This is a genomic window from Veillonella sp. VA142 (assembly GCF_003992135.1).
Classification (GTDB): domain Bacteria; phylum Bacillota; class Negativicutes; order Veillonellales; family Veillonellaceae; genus F0422.
In genome coordinates, this window is record NZ_RQVN01000009.1 from 50,159 (window position 1) to 69,373 (window position 19,215).

33 protein-coding genes are annotated in these 19,215 nt (G+C 40.7%); 1 reads left to right on the plus strand and 32 read right to left on the minus strand.

Annotated elements, in window-relative coordinates:
• Window positions 1–290: 290 nt before the first annotated feature.
• Complete coding sequence (locus tag EO117_RS04995; RefSeq protein ID WP_126939403.1) at window positions 291–1,433, minus strand: isochorismate synthase; 1,143 nt, start codon at window positions 1,431–1,433, stop codon at window positions 291–293.
• Between the two features lie 813 nt (window positions 1,434–2,246).
• On the opposite strand from EO117_RS04995, the gene EO117_RS05000 reads away from it, so the two are divergent.
• Window positions 2,247–4,001, plus strand: coding sequence for a class I SAM-dependent methyltransferase (locus EO117_RS05000; protein ID WP_126939404.1), 1,755 nt, complete (start codon window positions 2,247–2,249; stop codon window positions 3,999–4,001).
• Between the two features lie 116 nt (window positions 4,002–4,117).
• Here the strand turns inward: EO117_RS05000 and rplQ are convergent, their stop codons facing one another.
• From rplQ to EO117_RS05155, 31 genes are all read right to left on the minus strand, one after another.
• On the minus strand, window positions 4,118–4,456 hold the full coding sequence (gene rplQ / locus EO117_RS05005; RefSeq protein WP_126939405.1) for a 50S ribosomal protein L17: 339 nt from the start codon (window positions 4,454–4,456) through the stop codon (window positions 4,118–4,120).
• A gap of 14 nt (window positions 4,457–4,470) precedes the next feature.
• A complete protein-coding gene (locus EO117_RS05010; RefSeq protein ID WP_126939406.1) occupies window positions 4,471–5,478 on the minus strand; it encodes a DNA-directed RNA polymerase subunit alpha in 1,008 nt (335 codons plus the stop codon).
• A 51-nt stretch (window positions 5,479–5,529) separates the two neighbouring features.
• The gene (rpsK, locus tag EO117_RS05015) at window positions 5,530–5,919 is read right to left on the minus strand and encodes a 30S ribosomal protein S11 (RefSeq protein WP_009353912.1); all 390 of its coding nucleotides are present in this window, start codon (window positions 5,917–5,919) and stop codon (window positions 5,530–5,532) included.
• A 15-nt stretch (window positions 5,920–5,934) separates the two neighbouring features.
• On the minus strand, window positions 5,935–6,303 hold the full coding sequence (rpsM, locus tag EO117_RS05020) for a 30S ribosomal protein S13 (protein ID WP_126939407.1): 369 nt from the start codon (window positions 6,301–6,303) through the stop codon (window positions 5,935–5,937).
• 22 nt (window positions 6,304–6,325) lie between these two features.
• On the minus strand, window positions 6,326–6,439 hold the full coding sequence (gene rpmJ / locus EO117_RS05025) for a 50S ribosomal protein L36 (RefSeq protein ID WP_007391661.1): 114 nt from the start codon (window positions 6,437–6,439) through the stop codon (window positions 6,326–6,328).
• Between the two features lie 26 nt (window positions 6,440–6,465).
• Window positions 6,466–6,684 (minus strand): translation initiation factor IF-1, encoded by a 219-nt coding sequence (infA, locus tag EO117_RS05030; protein WP_009353944.1) that lies wholly within the window; start codon window positions 6,682–6,684, stop codon window positions 6,466–6,468.
• Window positions 6,685–6,707: 23 nt separating this feature from the next.
• Window positions 6,708–7,478, minus strand: coding sequence for a type I methionyl aminopeptidase (gene map, locus EO117_RS05035; RefSeq protein WP_126939408.1), 771 nt, complete (start codon window positions 7,476–7,478; stop codon window positions 6,708–6,710).
• Between the two features lie 3 nt (window positions 7,479–7,481).
• The gene (locus tag EO117_RS05040) at window positions 7,482–8,045 is read right to left on the minus strand and encodes an adenylate kinase (RefSeq protein ID WP_126939409.1); all 564 of its coding nucleotides are present in this window, start codon (window positions 8,043–8,045) and stop codon (window positions 7,482–7,484) included.
• Window positions 8,046–8,056: 11 nt separating this feature from the next.
• Complete coding sequence (gene secY / locus EO117_RS05045; protein ID WP_126939410.1) at window positions 8,057–9,319, minus strand: preprotein translocase subunit SecY; 1,263 nt, start codon at window positions 9,317–9,319, stop codon at window positions 8,057–8,059.
• A 1-nt stretch (window position 9,320) separates the two neighbouring features.
• Complete coding sequence (rplO, locus tag EO117_RS05050; protein ID WP_009353906.1) at window positions 9,321–9,761, minus strand: 50S ribosomal protein L15; 441 nt, start codon at window positions 9,759–9,761, stop codon at window positions 9,321–9,323.
• A 19-nt stretch (window positions 9,762–9,780) separates the two neighbouring features.
• The gene (gene rpmD / locus EO117_RS05055; RefSeq protein WP_009353936.1) at window positions 9,781–9,960 is read right to left on the minus strand and encodes a 50S ribosomal protein L30; all 180 of its coding nucleotides are present in this window, start codon (window positions 9,958–9,960) and stop codon (window positions 9,781–9,783) included.
• 14 nt (window positions 9,961–9,974) lie between these two features.
• The gene (rpsE, locus tag EO117_RS05060; protein ID WP_009353893.1) at window positions 9,975–10,475 is read right to left on the minus strand and encodes a 30S ribosomal protein S5; all 501 of its coding nucleotides are present in this window, start codon (window positions 10,473–10,475) and stop codon (window positions 9,975–9,977) included.
• Window positions 10,476–10,493: 18 nt separating this feature from the next.
• Window positions 10,494–10,856, minus strand: a complete 363-nt coding sequence (gene rplR / locus EO117_RS05065) for a 50S ribosomal protein L18 (protein WP_126939411.1) — start codon at window positions 10,854–10,856, stop codon at window positions 10,494–10,496.
• A gap of 31 nt (window positions 10,857–10,887) precedes the next feature.
• Window positions 10,888–11,433 (minus strand): 50S ribosomal protein L6, encoded by a 546-nt coding sequence (gene rplF, locus EO117_RS05070; protein ID WP_009353919.1) that lies wholly within the window; start codon window positions 11,431–11,433, stop codon window positions 10,888–10,890.
• Between the two features lie 24 nt (window positions 11,434–11,457).
• A complete protein-coding gene (rpsH, locus tag EO117_RS05075; protein ID WP_126939412.1) occupies window positions 11,458–11,856 on the minus strand; it encodes a 30S ribosomal protein S8 in 399 nt (132 codons plus the stop codon).
• A 28-nt stretch (window positions 11,857–11,884) separates the two neighbouring features.
• On the minus strand, window positions 11,885–12,154 hold the full coding sequence (rpsN, locus tag EO117_RS05080; protein WP_126938385.1) for a 30S ribosomal protein S14: 270 nt from the start codon (window positions 12,152–12,154) through the stop codon (window positions 11,885–11,887).
• Window positions 12,155–12,171: 17 nt separating this feature from the next.
• Entirely contained in the window at window positions 12,172–12,711 is a 540-nt protein-coding gene (gene rplE, locus EO117_RS05085) for a 50S ribosomal protein L5 (protein WP_009353920.1), read from the minus strand.
• Window positions 12,712–12,739: 28 nt separating this feature from the next.
• Entirely contained in the window at window positions 12,740–13,057 is a 318-nt protein-coding gene (rplX, locus tag EO117_RS05090; RefSeq protein ID WP_126939413.1) for a 50S ribosomal protein L24, read from the minus strand.
• Between the two features lie 16 nt (window positions 13,058–13,073).
• Entirely contained in the window at window positions 13,074–13,442 is a 369-nt protein-coding gene (gene rplN, locus EO117_RS05095) for a 50S ribosomal protein L14 (protein ID WP_009353930.1), read from the minus strand.
• A 24-nt stretch (window positions 13,443–13,466) separates the two neighbouring features.
• Window positions 13,467–13,727 carry a 30S ribosomal protein S17 gene (gene rpsQ / locus EO117_RS05100; RefSeq protein ID WP_009353932.1) on the minus strand — a complete coding sequence of 87 codons (261 nt, stop codon included), beginning with the start codon at window positions 13,725–13,727 and terminating at the stop codon, window positions 13,467–13,469.
• Between the two features lie 39 nt (window positions 13,728–13,766).
• A complete protein-coding gene (gene rpmC, locus EO117_RS05105; protein WP_009353915.1) occupies window positions 13,767–13,967 on the minus strand; it encodes a 50S ribosomal protein L29 in 201 nt (66 codons plus the stop codon).
• Window positions 13,957–14,394 (minus strand): 50S ribosomal protein L16, encoded by a 438-nt coding sequence (gene rplP, locus EO117_RS05110; protein WP_009353916.1) that lies wholly within the window; start codon window positions 14,392–14,394, stop codon window positions 13,957–13,959. Before rplP ends, rpmC begins: the two co-directional genes overlap by 11 nt.
• Window positions 14,394–15,059 (minus strand): 30S ribosomal protein S3, encoded by a 666-nt coding sequence (gene rpsC, locus EO117_RS05115; RefSeq protein ID WP_126939414.1) that lies wholly within the window; start codon window positions 15,057–15,059, stop codon window positions 14,394–14,396. The genes rplP and rpsC overlap by 1 nt, the downstream gene beginning before the upstream one ends.
• 18 nt (window positions 15,060–15,077) lie before the next feature.
• Window positions 15,078–15,413: a 50S ribosomal protein L22 gene (gene rplV / locus EO117_RS05120; protein ID WP_126939415.1), complete on the minus strand. Its 336-nt coding sequence runs from the start codon at window positions 15,411–15,413 to the stop codon at window positions 15,078–15,080.
• 11 nt (window positions 15,414–15,424) lie between these two features.
• Complete coding sequence (gene rpsS, locus EO117_RS05125; RefSeq protein WP_126938380.1) at window positions 15,425–15,706, minus strand: 30S ribosomal protein S19; 282 nt, start codon at window positions 15,704–15,706, stop codon at window positions 15,425–15,427.
• A 22-nt stretch (window positions 15,707–15,728) separates the two neighbouring features.
• Window positions 15,729–16,559, minus strand: a complete 831-nt coding sequence (rplB, locus tag EO117_RS05130) for a 50S ribosomal protein L2 (protein ID WP_126938379.1) — start codon at window positions 16,557–16,559, stop codon at window positions 15,729–15,731.
• Window positions 16,560–16,582: 23 nt separating this feature from the next.
• Complete coding sequence (gene rplW, locus EO117_RS05135; RefSeq protein ID WP_126939416.1) at window positions 16,583–16,867, minus strand: 50S ribosomal protein L23; 285 nt, start codon at window positions 16,865–16,867, stop codon at window positions 16,583–16,585.
• Window positions 16,867–17,490, minus strand: a complete 624-nt coding sequence (gene rplD / locus EO117_RS05140) for a 50S ribosomal protein L4 (protein WP_126939417.1) — start codon at window positions 17,488–17,490, stop codon at window positions 16,867–16,869. Before rplD ends, rplW begins: the two co-directional genes overlap by 1 nt.
• 25 nt (window positions 17,491–17,515) lie before the next feature.
• Window positions 17,516–18,157: a 50S ribosomal protein L3 gene (rplC, locus tag EO117_RS05145; RefSeq protein WP_009353879.1), complete on the minus strand. Its 642-nt coding sequence runs from the start codon at window positions 18,155–18,157 to the stop codon at window positions 17,516–17,518.
• 19 nt (window positions 18,158–18,176) lie between these two features.
• Entirely contained in the window at window positions 18,177–18,488 is a 312-nt protein-coding gene (gene rpsJ, locus EO117_RS05150) for a 30S ribosomal protein S10 (protein WP_009353924.1), read from the minus strand.
• A 157-nt stretch (window positions 18,489–18,645) separates the two neighbouring features.
• On the minus strand, window positions 18,646–19,215 hold a 570-nt coding region (locus EO117_RS05155; RefSeq protein ID WP_240632584.1), incomplete at its 5' end, for an EF-Tu/IF-2/RF-3 family GTPase.

Here is a 19,215-nt window from a genome sequence, read left to right on the forward strand (position 1 = left end):
CCATTGTTTATACATTCTGTGCGTATTCTCCTATCCTACACAGCTTTTTTTAATACCTACAGTAACACGAATCATTTCTCATAGAATTGTTTCTACTACTCATGCTACAAACTATTTGTAACATATGTTAAGAAATAGCAAAGAGTTTCAAAACATTATACTAAAAAGGAATGTCGACTTCTCAACATTCCTTTTTAATTTCCTATATCTATTCAATATATTTGTGCGGATTCATCATCCTATCCTGCTCGATTGCATCCCTAATTTAATCTATACATCAATGTATAATCCTATAACGCATCCAATATAGTACCCATTTTATTGATAGTTTCTTCATATTCTTCATTACTGTTGGATTCACTCACAATACCGCATCCTGCATAGGCATAGAGTCGGTTGCCTATGATAAGGGCAGACCGAATAGCAACCACTAGAATACCATCCCCCATATCTTTCATAAATCCGAAAGGCGCCGCATACATGCCACGCTCATGAGCTTCGTACTTCGCCAGCAAATCCATGGCCAGATCTCGTGGCTCTCCACCTAAGGCTGGTGTAGGATGTAATAATTGACCCCATTCGATGAGGGATTTCGTGCTATCCTTGGCGGTGATGATAGTCCGCAAATGGTATAACCGAGACAGTTCCATAATGCCCGTTTCTCCTACGGTCACGTCCTCCGTCACTTGCCGCATCGTTTGTACAATACGATCTCGCACAATATTGTGCTCCACTCGATTTTTATGGTCATTTAGGAATCGTTCTTTCGTCCACGCCTTAGGACCAAACTTCGGTGCCGTTCCTGCCAAAGCATAGCTTAGAATTTCATCGCCCCGATGGCGCACGAGAATTTCAGGGGAGGCCCCCACAAAAGTACGCCCCTCTTTCTCATATCCAAAAATAAAGCAATTCGGATTGTTCTCCACCAAGCGGTCCAATATGCTCACCACATCAAACGTTGTAGGGCTAGTAAACTCTACCTCACGAGAGGAAACCACCTTCGTCATGCTCCCTGCGTGAATATTTGTCAAAATGGCATCCATCAAGGTGTCCCAATCTTGTCTATCATCACTGGTCTCTGTAAACGTATGGTCTATGCGCTCAATCCTATGGCGTTGTATATCCACGCCCTCCCCTGAGTGCAGGTAAAAGGACTCCCCATTTTCTACAATATAATAATGGGTAAAAGCCACCATTTCATGGCCCATATTACACCATTTTTCATCTTTCACCGTCGGAAAGAACGTGCCACCATAAAATACGTACGCATATTGTTCCCGGTCGCTATCGTCTTTCACCACAGCCAATCGTTTGGCTCCTACCACCACACGATCGCTTTGACGGTCCACCCAAAAGACCCGTTCCTCTCCGTCGAAGTTTAGCCAAAACTCCAAAGGATTATCTAATTGTAAAGGCTCCTTAGTATATTTCATATGACTCCTCATCATTCGTAGTGTATCTACTGCTATCTATGCTCTATATAGCAAGTTATTCCACGTGTTAGCTTAGGTCTATATAAGCACATATCTAGCAATCTACATGTTACTATTCCTAACGCAATCTTTCTATAACCCCTATCCCGTATAGCTAGGAAGCACTAGAAAACTTGCTACATCATACTTTATTACAATTATACCACATGCATCACATAGTATAGGCTACATAATAGTCTGAGAGATTACTATTTGACTGTATTACAATTATCCCCCCCTTCAACGGCTGACAGAACTTCAAGATTAGTAGGCCTCATTACACGCTTTTCTTCACACTACCTTGTATAAACAAAGGTCCTTCTACTGGCTTTGCTGACGATGCCTTAGATTACGGTGTGAACAAATAGTTCTCGCAAACTCATATTCCCTATTTCGTCCCATGCGTCTTTCCATTTGTCTTTCCAATTCATATTCATACCTCTTTCTGTCATCAAAAATACAATAATGGGTGCTTTCAGTATAGCGAATCAGAATGACAAAATATGTCATTATGAAAGAGAATTTTTAATAAAAAAATACATGCTAGGATTCCCCACATGCATTTCATTATTCTTTTACTACCTCTACATCAAAAGGTTTCAGCAGTATATAACTTTACAACCGTTCCTTCCTATCCTGTATATCCTACATCATCAGCTAGTATATAAATTGCCCTATTTCTGATATACTTATAGATACATAACTATATGAAATAAACTACTTACTATAACTTGCGAGTCGGTCTACGACATCTCAGATAACAAAGGAGTTTTTATGCGATATACTACACGAATGACTAAAGAGCAAGCCAAAGAAATCTATGCTGACCTAGGGTATCTGTCTCAACCTTTCCCCTATGCGTCTGCCCCATTTCTTGAAAGTTACGCTCGTCTGTTAGGACTTTCACCAGCCCCTGCTAGTACAGCACGTATTTTAGAAATCGGATCTTCCTACGGCGGTAATTTAATTTCCCAGGCTCTGTTCTATCCGCATGCGACTTTCACAGGTATCGAAATTGCCCCAACCCAAGTGAGCGTAGGTAAGACCTACATCGACCAATTGGGCATCACGAACCTTGGTTTGTTAGAAGGTGATGTGAATGAAAGTCACGAACACCTAGGCACTTACGATTACATCATTGCCCATGGTTTCTATTCTTGGGTCGACGAGGAAACGAAAGACAATTTCCTTCGCCTCTGCAAAGAACATCTAGCAGAGAATGGTATCCTGTACATGTCCTATAATACCTACCCAGGTTGGCATAAAATGGACAGTGTTCGCTCTCTCTTAGAGTTTGCCAATAAAGATATCGACACCTTAAACCATCGCGAAAAAGTACGTCACGGTAAAACAGTAGCCAGTAAACTAGGTGCTCTCATGCTCGAATACGATACAGTAAAAACCCAACAGGCATCATTTTTACAATCTTTGCGTCATACATTACAAAAGCAAGATTGCTACGTTGGCCATGATCATTTAGAACCAGTGAACACACCAATGTACTTTCACCAATGCATGGACCATATGGCAGAACATGGATTTACCTACCTCTGTGACTGCGATCTAAATTTATCATTCTCGGATGTGTATGATGAAACATTGCGTACTAAATTACAAGAGCTTGCGCCTCATGATCCATTGGCACGAGAACAGTACATCGATTTCATGCTGAACACAGCATTCCGTAAATCCTTGTTCACCCACAAAGGGGCTACGCCAAAACGCATCACGAAAGCATCTGTCACAGATACAGGATTCCAACACAGCTTGGGGCAATTCCTATTCACACTACGCATTCCATCGGAACATTTAGAGTCTATCTTTGAAGACTTGGCAAAACGGATGCCAGCCTCTGCAACAGATGCTACTAATGAACATGTAAATGCATTGTCTACCGATAGCGATACTAATAATGCTGATGCATCTAATGATAACTCTGGCGATACCTCTGATAATGCTGGTAATACTAATCATACTGAATCTATAACTAAGGGCTTGGCAAATTTGTTCCAACAAGAGGGCCCACATTTCTATGTGAAAAACAACACCTTAGTGACCTATACAGGAGAACATCCAATCCCTGACATGTGCTTACCATGGTTCTATCAATTCTTAGTAGAGCACATCATCCAAGGTGGTATTAGCCTATCTGTGTTGGAGACAGAGCATCCTTTCAAGCATCATGTATTTGAAGAAAACAAAAGCTTCATCCCTGAGCGATATATCCCATTCGTAGAGGTTATGCCACAAGAAGGTGTGAACGCTTACATCTACCCTGGCAATCGTTACAATGATCCTATTTCTGATTTCAACGAAGAAGATTTAGAGTTCATGAAGCTCCTCAGTAAACCAACCACAAAATATGATATAATGTGCAAAATCTACGAGGCCATGACAGAAGAACGCATTAGCCCTTTAGCTCTACAACAATCTAATAAATACACCATGATTCTCGCTTTCTATGAAGAAATGATTCGTCGTATGGAATACTTTGGATTCTTAGAAGTGGACGAAACACAATTTAGTTGATACTACAACAGCGACTCCATTCCACCGGATAGAGTCGCTGTTTTTTTGGTACTAAAGCAAAAAAGGCTGCAACAGAATGAGTAAAACTCATCCTATTACAACCAAATTGCGTTTGATTATACAAGCTCAAGAATAGCCAATGGAGCTGCATCGCCTTTACGAAGGCCAAGTTTGATTACACGAGTGTAACCACCTTTACGCTCAGCATATTTTGGAGCAATTTCATCAAATAATTTTTTTACTGCATCTTCGTTCATAAGAAAAGCAAGAACTTGACGACGAGCATGTAAGTCGCCACGTTTGCCCAATGTAATCATTTCATCAACATATTTGCGAAGCTCTTTTGCTTTTGCTTCTGTTGTTTCAATGCGTTCATGTACGAAGAGAGATGTTACCATACCGCGGAACAACGCTTTACGAGCGGAACTGTTGCGGCCTAATTTTCTGTATGCCATTAGTCTTTCTCCTCTTATTCGCTTTGAGATGTTAAGGAATTATTACCCTCATTGTAAGATTGTAATTTCTCTAGAATTTCTTCTACAGATTTTTTCCCTAAATTGCGGATTTTTCCTAATTCGTCTTCTGTTTTACCAGTTAAGTCACCGATTGTGTGAATGTTAGCACGTTTCAAGCAATTGAACGCACGAACAGACAACTCAAGATCTTCAATAGGAATTGTCGTTGGTCCTTTAGGTTCAGCATCTTTATCGCCACCTTCTTGACCATTTGCACTTGTAAATTCAGCTTCGCTTTCACCCACATCAATCATGTCATAAGAATGCGCTAGGCGAGTAAAGTTTCCTAAATAGGAAATCATAATAGCTGCTGATTTAGCAATTGCATCAGATGCTGTAATAGAACCATTTGTCCAAACTTCTAAAGTAAGCTTATCAAAGTCCATTTCATTGCCCACACGGACATCGCTGACTTCATATTTTGCTCTTAGAATTGGCGAGAAGATAGAATCAATTGGAATTTGTCCAATCACATCATCTTCACGTTTATTCTTAGTAGATGGTACATATCCTTTACCGCGCTCGATACGCACATCCATAACAAGATGAGCTGCTTCATCCATTGTAGCAATTACCAATTCTGGATTTAAGACTTCGATTTCCGGCGGCATGAATTGAATCAAATCAGCTGCTGTTAATACTCCATCCTTACGAACATCGATATGTACATCCATCGGTACAGGTGCTTCATCTTCAAGACGAATGCACAACTGTTTAAGGTTCAGAATAATATCGGATACATCCTCACGAACACCTTCAATCGTAGAGAACTCATGAAGTACTCCGCCAATTTTGATGGAAGTAATTGCTGCTCCATCTAAGGATGAAAGCAAAATGCGACGCAAGCTATTACCGAGAGTAATACCATAACCACGATCCAATGGTTCGCATACGAATTTACCGTAGCGACCATCTTCAGTCATTTCTACTTTCTCGATTCTAAGTTTTTTTTCTTCGCTCATCAGGTATACCCTCCTCAAAAACTTGTCACTATTCTAAGTATATAGCTCAGATTATACGCGACGACGTTTTGGAGGACGACAGCCGTTATGAGGAATTGGAGTCACATCTTTAATGCTAGTTACTTCAAGACCAGCTGCTTGCAACGCACGAATCGCTGCTTCACGACCAGATCCTGGACCTTTAACAAATACTTCTACAGTGCGAAGACCGTGTTCCATAGCTGCTTTTGCTGCTTGTTCAGCTGCCATTTGTGCTGCAAATGGAGTGGATTTACGGGAACCACGGAAACCTAGACCACCAGCAGATGCCCAAGAAAGAGCATTACCGTTTACGTCTGTTACTGTAACGATAGTGTTGTTAAAAGTGGAGCGAATATGCGCTGCACCAGATTCGATATGTTTCTTTTCTTTTCTTTTGGATCTAACTGTTTTCTTAGCCACAATATCCCTCCTTTATTATTTCTTCTTACCTGCGATTGCTTTACGAGGACCCTTACGAGTACGAGCATTTGTCTTCGTACGTTGACCACGACATGGAAGTCCCATACGATGACGTTTACCGCGATAGGAGTTGATTTCAATTAAGCGTTTAATGTTAAGGGCTTCTTCACGACGAAGGTCACCTTCTACTTTATACTCTGCATCAAGAAGCTCACGAATTTTAGCTACTTCATCTTCACTTAAATCACGAACGCGAGTATCTGGATTGATACCAGTTTTTGCTAATACTTCTTTAGCAAGAGTAAGACCGATACCGTAAATATAAGTTAAACCAATTTCCACACGTTTGTCACGTGGTAAATCTACACCGGCTATACGTGCCATCTATTCATCCACCTCCTATCAATTATCCTTGTTTTTGTTTATGTTTTGGGTTTTCGCAAATAACCATTACACGGCCTTTACGTTTAATAATTTTACATTTTTCGCATATCTTTTTAACTGATGGTTTAACCTTCATAAGTACCTCCTTTGTGGATCCTATGCTTACTTAAAGCGATAGGTGATGCGACCACGGCTTAAGTCATATGGTGTCAGTTCCATAGTAACTTTATCACCAGGAAGGATACGGATAAAATTCATACGCATTTTACCTGACACATGAGCCAACACCACATGACCATTTTCCAATTCTACTTGGAACATAGCATTTGGCAATGCCTCAACGACCGTACCTTCCACTTCAATAACGTCTTCTTTTGACATATCTTTCATCCTCCGGTTACTGGTTATTGTATTAACCTCGGTGTATCACGCATAGTAAGAATTTCTGTACCACGTTCAGTAATGGCTACAGTGTGTTCAAAGTGTGCCGCTGGTTTACGGTCCATTGTGACCGCTGTCCAGTTATCTTCAAGCACTCTTACTTTGTGCGTGCCCATAGTAATCATTGGCTCAATACAGATGACCATTCCTGGTCTAAGTTCTGGACCTTTGCCCTTAGTACCATAATTTGGAACTTGTGGATCTTCATGCATGTTTTTCCCTAAACCATGTCCCACAAAATCTCGCACAACGCCATATCTATGACGTTCTGCATGAGATTGTACTGCATGGGAAATATCTCCTACATGATTGCCTGCTACAGCTTGTTCGATCCCTTTAAAGAGACATTCTTCTGTAACTTTTAGCAATGCATATACTTTAGGACTTACTTCTCCTACTGGAACTGTAATTGCAGAATCCCCATGATATCCATTCACAGATGATACTAAATCAATACTGATGACATCGCCATCTTTTAGTATACGAGATGCGCTTGGAATCCCATGTACCACTTCATGATTTATGGAAGCACAGATAGTTGCTGGATACCCATAGTAACCAATGCAGCTTGGAATTCCTCCATGACTGCGAATATATTCTTCGGCAAATTGGTCTAACTCAAGCGTTGATACGCCCGGCTTTACTAATTTAGAAAGCTCGGTTAACGTCGCTGCTGTCAGTTGAGATGCCTTTCGGATATGCTCAATTTCTTCGGGCGATTTAAAAATAATCATCGATTATTTCTCCAAAGCCGTAACGATATTTGCAAATACTGTGTCCACATCCTGTAAGCCGTTGATTTCTACATATTGACCATTATTACGGTAGTAATCGATCAATGGTTTAGTAGACTCTTCGTATACAGCAAGACGTTTCTGTACTGTTTCCGGTTTGTCATCATCACGATTTTCAAGACGTGCTCTTTCACTGATGCGTCGAACCAACTCTTCAGATGGAACACTTAAATTAAGTACAGCATCAAGAACTATGTTCATTTCTTTTAAAATCGCATCCAAGGAAACAGCCTGTGCTGTAGTTCGAGGGAAGCCATCTAAAATGAAACCTTGTTTACAGTCATCCTTGGACAAGCGTTCACGAACGATGCCAATGGTAACACTATCTGGAACAAGTTGTCCAGCATCCATATATTTCTTAGCTTCTAATCCTAATGGAGTAGATTCTTTTACAGCGGCACGGAACATGTCACCTGTAGAAATTTGAGGGATACCATATTTTTCAATCAGACGAGCTGCCTGCGTGCCTTTTCCAGCACCTGGAGGTCCCATTAATAAAATATACATATCATAATCTCCTATTTCACAAAGCCCTTATATTGGCGTGTTAATACTAAAGATTCTACTTGTTGCATTGTATCTAATGCTACGCCCACTACGATGAGTAGTGCTGTACCACCAAAGTACACACCTTGAATACCTGTCAATCCACCAATCATATTAGGTAAAATTGCAACGAAAGCTAAGAAAAATGCACCTACTAATGTAATTCGAGTCATTACTCGGTCTACATAGTCAGCAGTTGGTTTTCCTGGGCGAATACCTGGGATAAAACCACCGTGTTTTTTCATATTATCTGCCATATCCGTAATATTGATTGAGATAGCTGTATAGAAGTATGTAAAAAATAAAATCAATACAGCATACAAAATAGTTTGTATCGGCGTTCCCCATTGGAAATAACTTGCTACAGTTTGTACCCAAGGTACTTGTACAAATTGTGCCAATGTAGCTGGGAACATCAATATGGATGACGCAAAGATAATTGGGATAACCCCTGCTTGATTGACTTTCAAAGGCAGGAATGTTGAGTGACCACCATACATTTTTCGTCCTACCACACGCTTAGCGTATTGGATAGGGATACGACGTTGGCCTTGTGTCACAGCAATTACAAGAACTATCATAGCCACCGCGATGATAGCAAATAGAATCGCTTGAAATACATTAATTGTACCTACTTGTAGGTATTGGTAAATGGTTTGAACCCCATCAGGGAATCGTGCCACGATACCAGCAAAGATAATGAGTGAAATACCATTACCTATGCCATGAGCTGTAATTTGTTCCCCTACCCACATCAACAAGCATGTACCTGCTGTTAAGATAATAGAAATCCAAATAACAGACATGAAGCTATTGTCTATAAGCGCATTGCTTGCACGTAATGCATAGGTCATACCAAAGGCTTGGATAAAGCCGAGAATGACTGTACCATAACGTGTTACTTTTGCAATTTTCTTACGCCCTTCTTCTCCATCTTTACTCCATGCTTCAAATGTTGGTACCACTGCCCCTAACAGTTGCATGATAATGGATGCATTGATATATGGTGTAATACTCATTGCAAAGATAGAGAATTTACTTAACGCACCACCGGCGAACAAATCTAGTAAACCAAATAAGTTACCACTGGTGAATAAGCTTTCAATAACAGATGCCTCTACGCCAGGTACCGGGATATGGATACCTAAACGAAAGACAATGAACATAAGTAATGTATAGACTACTTTGTTGCGTAATTCCGTTACTTTAGTGATGTTCAAGAGGCTATCTAGCACCCTAGATCACCTCTACTTTTCCACCTGCTGCTTCGATTTTTTCTACTGCAGATTTTGTAAAGCCGTTAGCGATAACAGTTAATTTACGTTCTAAAGTTCCGTTACCAAGGATACGGATACCATCACGTACATTTTTCAAAATACCAGCTTCAATAAGAGCTACTGGATCTACAGTTGCACCGTCTTCAAAACGATTCAATTGGGACACATTAACTTCTGCATATTGAAGTGCAAAGATATTTTTGAAACCACGTTTTGGTAAACGACGATAAAGAGGCATTTGGCCACCTTCGAAGCCAGTGCGCACACCGCCACCACTACGAGAATTTTGACCTTTTTGACCACGACCGGAAGTTTTACCTAAACCGGATCCAAGACCACGACCTACACGAGTACGAGTTTTTTTGGAACCTGCAGCCGGAGCTAATTCATGAAGTTTCATTCGTGCACCTCCTTATCTATTATACTTCTTCTACTTTTACTAAATGTCTAACTTTATGAAGCATACCTTCGATTTGAGGTGTCACTTCTTTAACTACTTGGGAGTTAGTTTTTTTCAATCCAAGAGCTTTAACAGTCGCACGTTGATCTGCAGGACGACCGATTAAGCTTTTTGTTAATGTTACTTTAACTTGTGCCATTATTGGTCTCCTTATTAACCGTAAATTTCTTCAAGAGTTTTGCCACGAAGTGCAGCTACGTCTTGAGCTCGTTTTAATTGAGCTAAACCTTCTAGTGTTGCGCGAACCATGTTGTTAGGATTAGATGATCCTAAGGATTTAGTCAAGATGTTACGAACACCCACTAATTCCAATACGGCACGAACTGGGCCACCAGCGATAACTCCAGTACCTTCTGCAGCTGGTTTCAAGAATACGCGGCCAGCGCCGAATGTTCCTGTAACTGTGTGAGGGATTGTACCATTTTTAATAACAACATGAATAAGGTTTTTCTTAGCATCATCAATGCCTTTACGGATTGCATCAGGTACTTCCGCAGCTTTACCTAAGCCAACACCTACATGACCGTTGCCGTCACCAACAACTACAAGGGCGCTGAAGGAAAAACGACGACCACCTTTAACAACTTTGGCTACGCGGTTGATGAATACTACTCTTTCTTTAAGATCAAGAGTTGTGTAATCAATTCTTGCCATGTCTATAGTTCCTCCTTCTTAGAATTTTAAGCCTGCTTCACGAGCACCTTCTGCAAGGGCTGCTACACGACCATGATAAATGTAACCACCGCGGTCGAATACTACTGTATCGATACCTGCAGCAATTGCTTTTTTCGCAACAGCTTCACCAACTGCTTTAGCAGCAGCTACGTTACCACCGTAGGAAAGATTTAATTCTTTATCTTGAGAGCTAGCAGATACTAATGTTTTGCCAGCCACGTCATCAATGACTTGAGCATAAATATTGCTTAAAGAACGGAATACGTTCAAGCGAGGACGTGCAGCCGTACCGGAAATGTGACGACGTAAACGTAAATGACGTTTTGCACGAGCAATTTTGCGTTTGGATGTTCCTGCCAAGATGTCCACTCCTTTCTAATGTAAACTGTTATTACTTACCTTTAGCGCCAGCTTTACCTGCTTTACGACGAACAACTTCGCCTTCGTAACGAATACCTTTACCTTTGTAAGGTTCTGGTTTTCTCCATTTACGGATATCAGCTGCAACCGCACCAACCACTTCTTTGTCAGCACCGGATACAACGATTTTATTAGGAGCTGGGACATCGATTGTAATACCAGCAGGAGCTTCCATCTCTACTGGATGGGAGAAGCCCAATGTTAAAGCAAGTTTGTTGCCTTGCTTAGCCGCTCTGTAACCAACGCCATTGATTTCTAAAGTTTTAGTAAAGCCTTCATGTACGCCTGTTACCATATTTGCAACAAGAGCACGAGTTAAACCGTGTAAAGAACGGTGTTCTTTTCCATCGCTAGGACGAGTTACTGTGATTACATTTTCTTCAACAGCAATATTGATGTCCGGATGGAAAGTACGAGTTAATTCACCTTTTGCACCCTTAACTGTTAACGTATTCTCGTTTTGAGATACTGTTACGCCAGCTGGGATCTCGATAGGCATTCTACCGACACGTGACATTCTTTCTACCTCCTATTGCTATGATTACCAAACGTAAGCGATTACTTCGCCACCTAAACCTTCTTTACGAGCTTGTTTGTCGCTCATAATGCCTTTAGATGTAGAAATAACTGCGATACCTAAACCACCAAGTACGCGAGGAAGTTCTTCCTTTTTCGCGTATACACGTAGACCTGGTTTAGAGATACGTTTAATACCGGTAATTACTTTTTCATTATTAGAACCATATTTCAATGTTACTTTTAAAGTAGCATGTTTTTCATTTTCAATTGTTTCAACTTCCTTAACGAAACCTTCGTCTTTAAGGATAGCTAAAACAGCAGCCTTCATTCTAGAAGCAGGGATTTCAACTGTTTCATGAAGTGCAGAGTTTGCATTACGGATGCGTGTCAGCATATCCGCAATCGGATCTGTCATTACCATCTTCTAAAAACCTCCTCTCGTTATCCTATTACCAACTAGCTTTTTTCACGCCAGGAATTTGTCCTTTGTACGCCAATTCACGGAACGCAATACGGCTAATACCGAATTTACGCATATAACCATGAGGACGACCTGTTAAGTTGCAACGGTTGTGCAAGCGTGTTGGGGATGCGTTGGCAGGTAATTTGGATAAACCTTCATAATCGCCTGCTGCCTTTAACGCTTCGCGTTTTGCTGCATATTTTGCAACGATACGTGCACGTTTTTTCTCACGTTCGATCATAGATTTTTTAGCCATCTATCGTTTCCTCCTAATTATTTTTCAAAAGGCATGCCGAATTGTGCCAATAATTCACGAGCTTCTTCGTCAGTGTTAGCTGTTGTTACGAAGATAATATCCATACCTGTTACTCGTTCTACTTGATCGTATTCGATTTCAGGGAAGATTAATTGCTCTTTTAGGCCTAATGCATAGTTACCACGGCCATCAAACGCTTTTGCGCTGATACCACGGAAGTCACGCACGCGAGGCAATGCCGCATTAATCAATTTATCGAGGAATTCATACATGCGTTCGCCACGAAGAGTTACTTTTGTGCCAAGAGGCATACCTTCACGAACTTTGAAGTTCGCAATGGATTTTTTCGCGCGAGTTACAACTGGTTTTTGACCAGCGATAATTTCTAAATCTTTAACAGCTGCATCCAATGCTTTGGAGTTACCAACAGCATCGCCTACGCCGATATTGATTACGATTTTTTCTAATTTAGGAATTTCCATTACGTTGCCATATTGGAATTTCTCTTGTAAAGCCTTCTTAATTTCAGAAGTATATTTTTCTTGTAAACGAGACATTTTGTAAAAGACCTCCTTTCCTTATCAATTAAAGTTTAGCGCCACTTTTAACAGCTACACGAACGAAAGAACCATTTTCTTCAACTTTTTTAGTGCGAGTTGGAACTTTTTGTTCAGGATCTAACACCATTACGTTGGATACATGGATTGTACCTTCTTTTTCAATGATGCCACCTTGAGGGTTCGCTTGGCTAGGTTTTGTATGACGTTTAACTAGGTTAAGACCTTTTACAGTTACTCGTTCTTTTTTGATATCAACAGCGATGATTTCGCCTTGTTTACCTTTTTCCTTGCCGGAGATAACAACAACTGTATCACCTTTTTTAACATGTAGTTTTTGGGACATGTTGAGCTCCTCCTTCTTATAACACTTCTGGAGCAAGGGAGATAATTTTCATGAAGTCTTTTTCACGAAGTTCTCTTGCTACAGGTCCGAAAATACGAGTTCCGCGAGGGCTTTTGTCGTCTTTAATAACTACAGCAGCGTTCTCATCGAAACGAATATAGGAACCATCTTGACGACGGATACCTTTTTTAGAACGAACAATAACGGCTTTTACAACGTCGCCTTTCTTGACAACGCCACCGGGTGATGCATCTTTTACAGAAGCAACGATTACGTCACCAATATTGCCAAATTTACGGTAAGAACCGCCCATCACTTGGATGCACATAATGCGTTTCGCACCAGTGTTATCGGCAACATTCAAAATTGTTTGTTGCTGGATCATGACTTTTCCTCCTTACATCACTGATTATTTTTGTCTTTCAATAATTTCTACAACTCTCCAACGTTTATCTTTAGATAATGGACGAGTTTCTACGATTTTTACGATATCGCCAACTAAGCATTCGTTATTTTCATCATGAGCTTTAAAACGTTTGCTTGTTACCATTGGCTTGCTATATAATTCGTGAGGTACTTTACGATCGATTTGTACAACAACTGTTTTGTCCATTTTGTTGCTTACAACTTTACCTACACGTGCTTTTCGTACATTTCTTACTTCTGCCACGACTTTAAGCCTCCTATTCAATCCAAACAAAATTTGTTATTATGCGTTACCTTTAATTTCTTCTTCTCGTTGTACAGTTTTGATACGAGCGATAGTTTTTTTAACTTCACGGATACGCATTGGATTTTCTAATTGACCAGTAGCGAGTTGAAAACGTAGGTTAAACAACTCTTCTTTCAATTCGGAAACTTTAGTGTTCAACTCGGCAGCGCTCAAATTGCGAATGTCATTAACCTTCATTTACGTCACCACCCAATTCTTTACCCTTAACAACGAACTTCGTTTTGATTGGAAGTTTATGGCTTGCAAGACGCATAGCTTCACGAGCCACTACTTCTGGTACGCCGTTCATTTCAAACATTACACGTCCTGGGCGAACTACTGCTACCCATTTTTCTGGAGAACCTTTACCGGAACCCATACGAACGCCTGCTGGTTTTGCAGTGATTGGTTTATCAGGGAAAATTTTAATCCAAACTTTACCACCACGTTTAATGTAACGTGTCATAGCAATACGGGCTGCTTCGATTTGACGGTTTGTAATCCAAGATGGCTCTAATGCTACTAAACCGAAATCACCATGAGCAACTTTATTACCACGCATTGCACGGCCTTTCATGCGACCGCGGAATTGTTTACGATGTTTTACGCGCTTTGGAATTAGCATTAGTTGTCACCTTCTTCCTTTTTAGATGTTTGTTTAGCTTCTGGCAAAACTTCACCTTTGTAAATCCATACTTTAATACCGATGCAACCATATGTTGTATGTGCTTCTGCTGTTGCATAGTCGATATTAGCACGAAGTGTGTGAAGTGGAATGGAACCTTCACGGTATGATTCGCTACGAGCGATCTCTGCGCCACCAAGACGACCGGATACCATAACTTTGATACCATTAGCGCCTAAACGCATAGTGCGACCTACTGCTTGTTTCATTGCACGACGGAAGCTTACACGGCGTTCCAATTGACTAGCAATACTTTCAGCAACAAGTTGAGCTTCCATATCTACTTGTTTAATTTCAGCAATGTTTACATCGATTTGTTTATCTGTAAAACGTTTCAATTCTTTACGGATATCTTCGATACCTTGTCCACCTTTACCGATAACCATACCTGGTTTAGCAGTGTGGATAGTTACTTTAATACGTTTATTTGTACGCTCAATTTCAATGCGGGAAATACCAGCAATGAAAAGTGTTTTCTTCAAGAAGGCACGAATTTTTACGTCTTCATGAAGGTTAGATGCGAAATCTTTATCAGCATACCATTTTGCGTCCCAATCTTTTACGATACCAACACGCAAGCCATGTGGATTTACTTTTTGACCCACTCTGTTTCCCTCCTTCGATTAAGCTCTTTCTTTAACAACTACTGTTACGTGGCTAGAACGTTTCAAAATTTTGAAAGCCTGTCCACGGGAACGAGGATGAATGCGTTTCATTGTTGGGCCTTGATCAACGAAGATCTCAGACACATAAAGATTTTCTACATTCATGTCAAAATTGTGTTCTGCATTTGCGATAGCAGATGTCAAAACTTTAGTTACTACATCGGCGCCAACTTTCGGAGTAAACTTCAAGATGGCAAATGCTTCGCCGATGTTTTTACCGCGCACTAAATCTGCAACGATGCGGATTTTACGAGGCGCAATACGAATATGTCTAGCGATTGCTTTTGCTTCCATGTTAAATCCTCCTATTTTCTGCCTGTAGTTTTTTCGTCCTTACCATGACCTTTATAAGTACGTGTAGGAGCGAATTCACCTAATTTATGACCTACCATATCTTCTGTAATGAATACAGGTACATGTTTGCGACCATCATGCACAGCAATCGTATGGCCTACAAATTGTGGGAAAATAGTAGATGCACGGGACCAGGTTTTTACTACTTTTTTATCATTAGTTTCATTTAAGGCATCAATTTTTTTCAGAAGAGATTCTGCAACAAAAGGGCCTTTTTTAATTGATCTGGACACTGTTATATCTCCTTCCTATATCCTATTTTGTACGACGTTTAACGATTAACTTGCTAGAAGCTTTTTTCTTGTCGCGAGTTTTAACGCCATGAGCTGGTTTACCCCAAGGTGTAACAGGATGTTTACGACCAACTGGAGATTTACCTTCACCACCACCATGTGGATGGTCACAAGGGTTCATTGTAACACCGCGGTTGCCAGGACGAATGCCTTTCCAACGTTGACGGCCAGCTTTACCAATAGTGATATTTTCATGGTCAATGTTAGATACAACACCTACTGTAGCACGGCATTCTACGCGTACACGACGAAGTTCACCAGATGGTAAACGAAGTAATGCATAGTTGCCTTCTTTCGCCATTAATTGAGCAGAAGTACCAGCAGAACGAACGATTTGTCCGCCTTTACCGATTTTCATTTCGATGTTGTGCACTTGAGTACCCAATGGGATATTAGCCAATGGTAACGCATTACCTGGTTTAATATCGGATTCAGGACCGGAGTAAACTACATCACCCACTTTAAGACCATGTGGAGCAATGATATAACGTTTTTCGCCATCTGCATAGTTCAACAATGCGATACGAGCACTACGGTTAGGATCGTATTCGATTGTAGCTACGCGAGCTGGGATGTTATCTTTAGTACGTTTGAAGTCAATAATACGGTATTGACGTTTATGACCGCCACCTTGATGACGTACTGTCATTTTACCAGTGTTATTACGACCACCTTTAGAAGTTACTTTTGCGAGCAAGGATTTTTCAGGTTTGCTTGCTGTAATTTCAGTAAAGGCAGACACTGTCATAAACCGACGACCAGCGGAGTACGGTTTAAATGATTTAATTGCCATTATTGGGCCTCCTTACTAGACTCTTATACACCTTCAAATAATTCAATAGATTCGCCAGCTTTTAGAGTTACGATAGCTTTTTTGTAATCGCTACGTTTCCCCATTGTGCGACCCATGCGTTTAGTTTTTCCCAATACACGGATAGTGGCTACTTTTTCTACTTTTACGTTGAAGATAGATTCAACAGCTTTACGGATTTCTACTTTGTTCGCAGTCAAAGGAACTTGGAAAGTGTATTTGTTTTCTTGCATTAACAAAGTTGTTTTTTCTGTAATGATTGGACGAATTAATACATCGAATTTGTTCATTATCCAAGCACCTCCTCAATTTTTGCAATAGCACCTTCAGCGATGAAGAGTTTGTCGTGGTGCAACAAATCGAAGATATTGATATTTGTGTATGGAAGTGCTTTCACACCTTGGATGTTACGAGCGGATAATTCCACATTTACATCACCATCAGTGATGAAAAGTACCTTTGCGTCACCAACTTTAAAGTTATTAAGAATGTTTAATACATCTTTAGTTTTTGGCGCAGCTAATTTCAATTCGTCGATTACGAACAATTCGCTGTGATTTACTTTATCAGATAATGCAGATTTAACTGCTAAGCGTCTAGCTTTACGAGGCATAGCTTTATAGTAGCTACGTGGTTGTGGACCAAAAGTGACACCACCACCTACCCAAATTGGGGAACGGCTAGAACCAGCACGAGCACGGCCTGTACCTTTTTGTCTCCAAGGCTTTTTACCGCCACCGCGTACTTCTCCTCGAGTTTTAGTTGCATGTGTACCAAGTCGTTCGTTAGACAATTGACGAACTACGGCTTGATGCATAACAGCAGCGTTTACTTCAACACCGAATACTGCATCATTCAACTGGATTTTGCCGACTTCAGCGCCGGACATGTTGTATTTAGTTACTGTTGGCATTATGTATCCTCCTTTCGACAATTAGTTATTTAACAGGTTTTACTGTGTTGCGAACCATCACTAGGCTACCTTTAGCACCAGGGATGCCACCTTTAATTAATAAAAGGTTACGTTCAGTATCAACTTTTACAACAGATAGACGTTGTACAGTAACTCTGCCACCACCCATTTGTCCAGGAAGTTTTTTACCTTTAAATACTTTACCGCCGCCACCGGAAATCATTGGACCGATGGAACCTGGTTCACGATGAGATTTGGAACCATGAGTTTCAGGACCACGGCTAAAGTTATGACGCTTAATTGTACCAGCGAAACCTTTACCTTTACCTGTACCCACAACATCTACTAGCTCACCTTCTGCGAAGATATCAGCTGCCAGAGTTTGGCCCACTGTGTAATCAGTTGCTTCAGCAAGGCGAAGTTCACGAAGATATTTAACTGGCGCTACGCCGGCTTTATCGAACTGGCCTTTTACAGGTTTAGTTAAATGTTTTTCTTTAATGGAACCGTATCCAAGCTGTACTGCATTGTAACCGTCGGATTCAACAGTTTTCACTTGCACTACTACGCTAGGTGTAGTTTCCACTACAGTGACAGGAACTAGTTTGCCTTCAGTTGTGAAGACTTGAGTCATTCCTAACTTTTTACCCAAAATAGCTTTAGACATAATCGCACCTCCTTATTTCTTATAATTTTATTTCAATAGATACACCAGCTGGCAAATCTAAGCGAGTGATTGCATCTACTGTTTTCGAATTTGGTTCAATAATTTCTACTAAGCGTTTATGTGTACGCATTTCGAATTGTTCACGGGAATCTTTGTTAACATGTGGAGAACGAAGAATCGTGAAAATGTTTTTTTCTGTAGGCAATGGAATTGGTCCAGAAACCAACGCGCCATTACGTTTTGCAACGTCTACAATACGTTGAGCACTTTGATCCAATGCTTTGTGATCATATGCTTTCAAGCGAATACGGATTTTTTGTTGTTTTGCCATTGTTATATATCTCCCTTCGTCCATTTCCAGAATGAACTGCTCCATAGAAATTCTCCCTCGCGAGGGCAACCTTCTATATCATAGTTTATACACAACCTAAGAGCGGCAGGTATGCCGCTCCTTGATTGCACGGTTTATATAGATAATCTTTTTTAGATTATGCTTCGATAGCTGTAACAACACCAGCGCCTACTGTATGTCCACCTTCGCGAATCGCGAAACGTAAACCTTCTTCAATAGCGATTGGAGTGATAAGCTCAATATTCATAGTGATGTTATCACCAGGCATACACATTTCTGTACCTTCTGGTAAGTTGATAACGCCAGTTACGTCAGTTGTACGGAAGTAGAATTGTGGACGGTAGTTGGAGAAGAATGGAGTATGACGGCCACCTTCTTCTTTTGTCAACACGTATACTTCTGCTTTGAATTTAGTGTGAGGTTTGATAGAACCTGGTTTAGCCAATACTTGACCACGTTCGATGTCTTTACGGTCAATACCGCGAAGCAATGCACCTACATTGTCACCTGCTACTGCAGATTCCAAGATTTTACGGAACATTTCAAGACCAGTTACTGTAGTGCTGGATGGTTCTTCTTGAAGACCAACGATTTCTACTACGTCACCAACGTTGATTTGACCACGCTCAACACGGCCAGTTGCTACTGTACCACGACCAGTGATTGTGAACACGTCTTCGACAGGCATCAAGAATGTTTTGTCTGT